Annotated in this window: 2 protein-coding genes; one reads left to right on the plus strand and one right to left on the minus strand. The window is 56.7% G+C overall.

The features are described 5' to 3' along the window. Nucleotides 1-71 precede the first annotated feature (71 nt). Nucleotides 72-3,029: a Tn3 family transposase gene (locus GJA01_RS14980; protein WP_062020722.1), complete on the minus strand. Its 2,958-nt coding sequence runs from the start codon at nt 3,027-3,029 to the stop codon at nt 72-74. Nucleotides 3,030-3,185: 156 nt separating this feature from the next. On the opposite strand from GJA01_RS14980, the gene GJA01_RS14985 reads away from it, so the two are divergent. Continuing rightward, nucleotides 3,186-3,782 (plus strand): recombinase family protein, encoded by a 597-nt coding sequence (locus tag GJA01_RS14985; RefSeq protein WP_029329811.1) that lies wholly within the window; start codon nt 3,186-3,188, stop codon nt 3,780-3,782. Nucleotides 3,783-3,816 lie beyond the last annotated feature (34 nt).

Genomic DNA, 3,816 nt, shown 5'->3' on the forward strand with positions numbered 1-3,816 from the left:
GGGATCACGACACGAAAGTGTATTTTACGTACGCTTGGAGTGAACACCTGTAGAACTGGCCACATTGAGGTTCACGCAACAAGTAGGGATGCAGGTACCCGAAGCGGTCGTAACGCGCCAGCTTCGGGCTGCTCATCGACATTCCAGCGATAGTCGCCTGTCAGAGAAATATGCTCCCAGCCGAGGGGTGCGATATGCTGGGCCAGGTCATCTGAAATACCGAGCGTCGTGATGGCAGACTGAAGATAGCGCGTATTCCATAGGATGACCGCTGCCACCAGCAGGTTCAGACCTGACGCCCGATAGGCCTGATTTTCAAAACGCCGATCCCGCAGTTCGCCAAGCTGATTGAAGAAGAGCGCCCGAGCCAGCGCATTCCGGGCTTCTCCCTTATTGAGTCCAGCCTGGGTTCGTCTGCGCAAATCCAGATCCTGTATCCAGTCGAGCATAAAAATTGACCGTTCGATCCGGCCGACTTCGCGCAAAGCCACAGCCAGACCATTCTGACGGGGGTAAGATCCGAGTTTGCGCAGCATGGCCGAAGCGGTCACGGTTCCACTCCGAATAGATGTGACGAGACGCAGCAGGTCGTCCCAGTGTTCCACAATATGGTTGGTATTGATCAGGTCACCGGCCATCCCACCCAGAAGTTCGCCCGGGTGTTGTCCCGGAAAAAGGTGAAGTTTCCGCTCTTTCAGATCCCGTATCCTGGGCGCAAATCGATAACCAAAGAAGGGCATCAGCCCGAAAACATGATCCGATGCCCCACCCGTATCTGTATAATGCTCTTCAATGGAAAGTCCGTTAGCATGATACAGCAGCCCATCCAGAACATAGGGCGCTTCACCGGCCGTCGCCGCAATCACCCGGGTCGAAAACGGATCATACTGATCGGAGATGTGGGTGTAGAAACTGACGCCCGGTTCACTGCCATTGCGCGCATTGATATCGCTGATCGCAGCGCCTCTGCCACCTGCATGAAACAATTGACCATCACTTGAGGACGATGTGCCGTCTCCCCAGAGTGACGCCAGGGGCAGCCCACGATGGGCTGCAACCATACGGCCAAGGGCTTCGGCGTATCCGGCCTCGCTGATATGCCAGTCATGCAGATGCGCCAACTGGCGCAGGGTGGCACCCTGACAGGTGTCGGCCATGCGTGTCAGACCAAGATTAATCCCATCCGCCAGGATCACCGTCAGCAGGGCGTTTTTGTCATCCGCGACACGGCTGGAACGGCGATGGGTAAAGCAGTCGGTGAAGCTGATCCAGCGGTCCACTTCCAGCAGAAGATCAGTAATCTTGATCCGTGGCAGCCGGTCGTAAGCCGCCCGCCTCAACTCTTCCACAGCAGGGGGTGTAATTGCTTTCAGAGGCGAAATCACAAGACCATGTGCATCAAGCCGGACCTGTGACAACTCGCCCTTCCTGGCAAGAGCCGTCACCCGGTTCAGCGCGGTTTCCAGCACTGCACGCCGTTGAGAAAGGAACGTGTCAGCCGTAGCATTGATCGCCAGAGGCAACGGTCCTTGCGCGCGCATCGCTGCAAACGTGGCTTCCGGAAGAAGGTAGGTGTCGAATGCGCGGTATTGGCGACTTTCCGTTACCCAGATGTCTCCGGCACGCAGACGCTCGCGCAGCTGGGTCAGAACACAGAGTTCGTAAGCCTGTCGTATGACTGTTCCCTCTGGCCTGACAAAGCTGTGCCAGGAAGGCGGAATGAAACGGATCGGACAGGAGTCAGGCAAGCGGCGTTTACCGGTCCGATAGAGGTCTCCAATGATCTGCACCGCCTTCAGTAATCCCTGTACCGTGCGACCACCCTGAAACTGGAACGCGTTCAGGAATGGACCAATGGCAGGACGAAGCGAGCGATGCCGGTTGATCAGTTCGGCCGTGCGATCAATTGTCTCTGGAGCTGTCAGGGTTTCAGCCCTGCCGATGGCGTCCTGGAGGCGGGGCCAGTCAATTCCCGTAATGGCAGACAGTGAATCAACACCCTGATCACGCGCTTCGATCAGATGGCGACAGGAGGTTGTGAGCAGACGGAGCTGCGCCTGCAACGATCGCACGGTGACAATCGCTTTGTCACGGACCCGGTGTTCGGCACGGCGGATCATGCTTCCGAGCAGTTTTTCCATCATTGTGAGGGTCGCGTCGGTTAGAACCTCCTCAAGTCGGACCCCGGCTGCCACCAGAATGGCGTAACGACGGGATGACCGAAGCTCGGCCAGATGCTGGGGCGTAATCCGGGCAGCTTCTTCGCCCAAACGGTCAAAGGCCACACGCGGTATGGTCGTGGCGCGAGCGCTGTCGAGGTTCAGGGATCGTACATACTCCAGGCGTTCCAGCAATCGCAGGATATTGCGCGCGGCTGGTGACAGGGGCGGGTTACGCAGCCACGAGAGCCAGGAGGCACTGCGATCGCCACGACGCTCCAGCATTTTGTCCAAACGACAACGGGTTTCCGGCGGCAGATCCCCTGCAAGGACGTCATGGACAAGGTGATTGGCCTGCTGGCGAGCACGGCGCACCAAGGCTTCAATGACAGTGACCGACGGCAGGAGAATGCTTCGGCGACGCATCTCGTCAATCAGGATCGCAGCCATGCGGGATGGCTGGGTCACATGATGTGCAATTGGCATCGCGAAACCGGTCATGTCATGAAATGCCGACCGATCGAAGGTTCGGTAGCCATAACGCTTCATCAGGTGGGCCAGATGGGATCGACGGGTTTCGTCACGACGTCCGTAATGGGACCAGAGCCCAGGGGACAGGTCGAGCTGCCGCGCAACAAATGACAGAATGGAAGCCGGTGGTGTTTCACCAGATTCCAGCACCCGTCCCGGCCAGCGCATGTAGAGCATGACCATCGCAAAACCCAATCGGGAGGCTTCTCCGCGGCGGGTTGCGATCAGATCGAAGTCATCCTGGCTGAGTGTAAAATGTCTCGTGATCTCGCGATCATCGACAGAAGGCTCGTAATGTCGGGCGAGAGCTTCACGGGTCAGAAGACGGCGCCGCGCCATGATCGGATGTCTCCTTCATGTGTCCGGAAGGGGATCGTTGGACGGACTGTCCCGGACAAGTGCAACACGTCATGGAATACAGCCGTGTGCTGTGTCTCATAAAGGTGGTACCATATGTTTTGCAGTCATGGGGCCTTATACGTTACACTTTCCCGTATGACACACATAATGATCGGCTATGCCCGCTGCTCGACGGACAAACAGGATCTCGCGGCCCAGCATCAGGAACTGCTCAAACTCGGTGTTTCTGCCGATCGTATTTACACCGACAAGGGATTCACCGGCACGAACCGGGAAAGGGCCGGCCTTGACCAGGCACTGGCGGCTGTTCGTAGTGGCGATACTTTGGTCGTACCAAAGCTTGATCGACTGGCCCGCTCTGTCCCTGATGCACGGCTTATTGGCGACAGCCTGGCATCCCGTGGCGTGAAGCTTCAACTTGGGAACAGTATTCACGATCCGTCTGATCCAATGGGCAAGTTGTTCTTCAACATCCTTGCGACTTTCGCGGAGTTTGAAGCCGATCTGATCCGGATGCGTACTCGTGAAGGGATGGCCGTTGCACGCGACAAAGGTAAACTACGCGGAAAGAAACCCAAGCTTTCTGAACGTCAGCAAAAAGAGCTTCGTCGTATGTATGATACCGGCGACTACTCAATCAGCGATCTTTCAGAACTGTTTTCTATTTCTCGGCCAACTGTCTATCGAACTCTCAGCAGAACAGCCTCAACGTTCTTGTTGGGTTCACTCTAAGCGTACGTAAAGTACACTTTCGTGTCGTGACCCC

The organism is Gluconobacter japonicus, from assembly GCF_002723975.1.
In the GTDB taxonomy this organism is placed as follows: Bacteria; Pseudomonadota; Alphaproteobacteria; order Acetobacterales; family Acetobacteraceae; genus Gluconobacter; species Gluconobacter japonicus.

What these genes read in the sequence shown, in the direction of transcription:
- GJA01_RS14985 (WP_029329811.1), top strand. Translation starts at nt 3,186, where the DNA reads ATGACACACATAATGATCGGCTATGCCCGCTGCTCGACGGACAAACAG.
- GJA01_RS14980 (WP_062020722.1), bottom strand. Translation starts at nt 3,029, where the DNA reads ATGGCGCGGCGCCGTCTTCTGACCCGTGAAGCTCTCGCCCGACATTAC.